General features: G+C 70.8%; 5 protein-coding genes. All 5 read left to right on the top strand.

All coding sequences use genetic code 11. The features are described 5' to 3' along the window. Window positions 1–679: 679 nt before the first annotated feature. Window positions 680–958 carry a hypothetical protein gene (locus ACWD3D_RS34475; protein ID WP_386894743.1) on the top strand — a complete coding sequence of 93 codons (279 nt, stop codon included), beginning with the start codon at window positions 680–682 and terminating at the stop codon, window positions 956–958. A 16-nt stretch (window positions 959–974) separates the two neighbouring features. Beyond that, window positions 975–1127 (top strand): hypothetical protein, encoded by a 153-nt coding sequence (locus ACWD3D_RS34470; protein WP_451464634.1) that lies wholly within the window; start codon window positions 975–977, stop codon window positions 1125–1127. Window positions 1128–1419: 292 nt separating this feature from the next. Beyond that, window positions 1420–1665 (top strand): hypothetical protein, encoded by a 246-nt coding sequence (locus tag ACWD3D_RS34465; protein WP_451464633.1) that lies wholly within the window; start codon window positions 1420–1422, stop codon window positions 1663–1665. A gap of 1025 nt (window positions 1666–2690) precedes the next feature. Next, on the top strand, window positions 2691–2924 hold the full coding sequence (locus ACWD3D_RS34460) for a hypothetical protein (protein ID WP_451464632.1): 234 nt from the start codon (window positions 2691–2693) through the stop codon (window positions 2922–2924). Window positions 2925–3532: 608 nt separating this feature from the next. Further along, window positions 3533–3706, top strand: coding sequence for a hypothetical protein (locus tag ACWD3D_RS34455; RefSeq protein ID WP_451464631.1), 174 nt, complete (start codon window positions 3533–3535; stop codon window positions 3704–3706). Window positions 3707–3830 lie beyond the last annotated feature (124 nt).

Genomic DNA, 3830 nt, shown 5'->3' with positions numbered 1-3830 from the left:
ACGGAGACCGGCGGGCGGTGGCTGACGCCCGGTGGCCGGTGGCCTTCGGCGGACGACAGCCACGGTCCTGCGGCACCTCTGTCGGATTCCAGCCCAAGGCCGTACCGCTCGAGCTCCAGGACCGGGCGTCCGCTGCGCTCCCGCCCACCGGCTCCGCCGGGCTGGCTACAGGATGGGGTCTGCCGGTGCATCAGGCGCGGGCCTGTGTAGGGCTTGGGCTCCGGCTCTACACCCCCGAGGGACTGGGGCCCGGGTGACGGGCCACCAGGAGGACGCGGGGGCAGGGCCCTGGAACCGCCGGTGCGGTGGGCCGGGAGAACCGGGGTGAGGGTGCTTCAGACCGGGGGTCGGGATGAACTCTGGAACCAGCCCACACCCCCACTACATCAGATTGATGCGCATGTACCTTTGGCGGAACCGGGCCACACCCTCTGGCAGCCCACCACCCCTGGTGCATCAATCTGATGGGCCGTGTAAAGATTGGGAATCTGAGCCACCACCGGAACTCGCCTTGAGCGCCTTTTGATGTGCGGGTAGAAACACGAACCAATTCATCAACAGCGGCCCCAGGGAAACACTTCGGGGCGGGCACTTATTTCGGGTTTACGGGCGTCACCAAAGTGCCCACGAGAGATCCAAGGATAGGTACTCCGGCAGTGGTCGATAGACTGCTGCCACGATGAGCATAGAAAACAGAGAAGACAAGACTGAGACCGCCTGCCGGATCTGCGGGCATGACGACGGCGAGCCGGTATTCGACGCGTACGGCGTCCCTCAGTACGTCATCTGCCCGTGCTGCTACAACGAGTCCGGCATCGGTGATGACAACGTGTCACAGGTTCGTGAGCTGCGTGGCTACTGGGTTGCCAACGGCGCCCAGTGGTTCGAGCCGAAACTGCGGCCAGCCGACTGGGATCTGCTGAAGCAGCTCGCCAACATCCCGCCTGACTGGCGGTGAGTCTGGGATCGGCGGGGTGCTGATCGGCCGGGAACTGCTGGGGGTGTGGCCCACGGTGACGCTCGCGTACGGGGCGGTGCTGGGCGTGTACTGCGGGCCGACGCTCGCCCGCCGGCTCGCGGACGAAGCGACGGTTCGGCGGGCCCGCCAAACTCTCCGCGACCTCTGAGTCATGGGTGCTGCCATGCCGAGACCAGGGGCGGGGGTTCCCGGGCGTCCGCGCAGGTCACCACGCATAACAGTAGTCGGCATGACAGGACCCATGGCAGCGGGCCGGGAGAGGTCGCGCCTCTGGCCGCGCCGGGCAGTCATCCTCCGCCCTGGTCAGTGCCAGGTCAGAGGGCGTTTCCCGGGGCCCGGCGGACGCCGGCTACTTCCCTGGGGACCCTGGCGAGGAGCGGGCCGTTTATGGTGCGCCTGTCGTCGTCCGGGCTGACCGGGCCGAATTGAGGGGTGGGGCCATGGAAAAGACCTTGTTCGAGAGCGTATTCCGCAGGAGACCGCATCCGGTGCTGCGCTTGCTGGGCAACCTCGTGGGCATCGCGATCCATTGCGCCTGGATGGCCGGCGTGATCAACCACTTCGACACCGCGTGGCGGTGGCTCGCTGTCCCGGTCGGACTCTTGGGACTGCTCAACGAGAGCGGGGGCGCCGTCCTGGCGCGGCGAGACCTCCGCCGGCCCGCCAACGCCCCCGTACTCGACTGAAACGCCGCCCAGCGGGCCGTCTCGGGCACCGGCACCCGCCACCTCCCAGCCACCGCTCCACCACCGCCACCCGGCCCGTGGTGACCTCCCACCCGCCACCCGGGGTGGCGGTGGCCGGGCGGTGCCGGGTGACGGTCCTGAGCTGCACACACGCCCAAAACTCGCCGATGGTGAGTTCCGGGCCGAACCCGGGTTCGCGGGGCGCTCCGCGCGCATCCGTCCAGACATCCGCTGGGCATCCGCTGGCATCCGTCCAGCAACCGCTGGCATCCGTCCGCCAGACAGATCCCGGACGGACGCCAGCGGATCGTCAGCGGACGCCCAGCGGACCGGCAAGAGCACCGACATCGGACCGGCGAGGCACCGGCAGGCACCGGCTCCGCATGCCGGTGCGTACGCCGCCCGTGCCGGTGGCCCGCCGGACCGGAAACCGGTCCCGTGCCGGTGCCGCAGGTGCTGCCGCAGCACCCCTTGCATCAGGCCGTGACCTGGACAGAACCGCCGTTCCCCCCCGTACCTGGTCCAGCTGCGGCAGCAGCTGCGGCAGGGCACGCGAAACCCCTGCGGTCCGTACCACGTCCGACCCGCTCGTTCCCCGTGCACACCCGTGCCCGTGCACGAGTGCACGCCGAACGCGCGCGAACCTCACAGCCGGCCGTCCCGCGCGGTCCTGTTCCGGGTCCCGTTCCGGGTTCTGTTCGGAGTCCCGGTTCGGGTCCCGCACCGGGTCCTGTTCCGGGTCCCGCAGCACGTCGGCGGCGCCACGCGGAAACCCCAGGTCAGCGCCCCGGACAAGGGGTCCGGCGGACGCCGACTACTTCCCTGGGAGATCTTCCTGCGGGGCGTACCGGCCCGGTCCCGCCGGGTCCGTGCCGCTCCGGGGTTCCCGGCAGCCGAGGCGAGGGACCTGTCGGCGCGGGGTCGGGCCGCTGCGGACGCGGGACGGCGGCCAGACCCTATGGGTGTGCCTGTCGTCGTCCGGGGCAGTCCCGGGCCGAACGAGGGGTGGGGCCACGGGGAAGACCATGTTCGAGCAAGCGTTCGGCCGAAAACCGCATCCGGTGCTACGTCTGCTGGGCAGCCTCGCGCTCTGCGCGTTCCAGGCCGTATGGGTGATCAGCGTGACCACGAACTTCCACACTGCGTGGCGGTGGCTCGCTGTCCCCTTCGGGCTCTGGGGAATCCTCAGCGAGACCAGGGGCGCGGTCCTGGCGGCACGAGATCTCCGGCAGCGCGACAGCGCCCCCGTACCGGACTGAAACACCACCCGGCGGCCCGAACCGGCCGCCGGGTGTCTGTCACTGGCTTACGGAGGATTCCTCCGGATGTGAGTGACACATGCGTGTGGTGCGGGCGCCCGCTCCCGGCTGGAGGTGGCCGCCGCCGTTACTGTGCCCGGCCGTGGTCGTGCCGGCAGGCGGCCTACCAGGACCGGAAGCGGGCCGCCGTCACGGACCGGGCCGCCGTCACGGACCGGGCGGCGGCGCGACCTGGCAGGAGGTCGGCCGCCCCCACGGGCTGACCGCCGACGCCGGACGAGCCCGCTGGGGACATCTCCGCCTCCCCTGGCCCCCGAGCGCCCCACTCCGTGACCGCGCCGAACCGTGCTCGCAGGGCCGCTGACGACGTGGGGATGGCGAGTCCGCCAGCTCGACCCCGCCGGGTCGAGCTGGGGTTGCGGAGCTAACCCGGCCCCGTCGCATAGTGCCGCTCAGCCCCCGAAACACGCCCAGATTCTGACCAGTTGCGCCGATTTGGTGCAGTCCGGCCCGTCTGCCGGTCGGGGCTGTCGTCCTCCTGCGGCGGCGGCATGGTCGCTCCGGCGGTCCTGTCCACCGCCCGCCCCTACCGGAAGGAAAACCCCGCCGTGTCCCACCTCCTGGCCCTCGTCCTCCTCCTCACCGTGCTCGTCGTCCTCCTGGTCCTCGGCGCCGTCGGCTACCTGGTGCACCGTCACCGCGCCCTCGCCGCGCCGCTCGGCGCCGTCGTCGGCGTCGCGGGAGTCCTCGTGGCCTGCGTCACCGTCATCGTCACCGTGTGACTCTCAGGGCCCCCTCCGGCTGCTCCGCGCGCTTGCTCTTCACCGCATCCATGTCGGACTTCCTTCCGCCCCCGCAGCCTTACTCCCGAGTAAGGGTACGGGGAACCGGGCGGTCCCCTCGGCG

This window comes from Streptomyces sp. NPDC002690, from assembly GCF_053592415.1.
The sequence above is the reverse complement of the archived record's forward strand: the minus strand, read 5'-3'. Positions and strand labels throughout refer to the sequence as shown.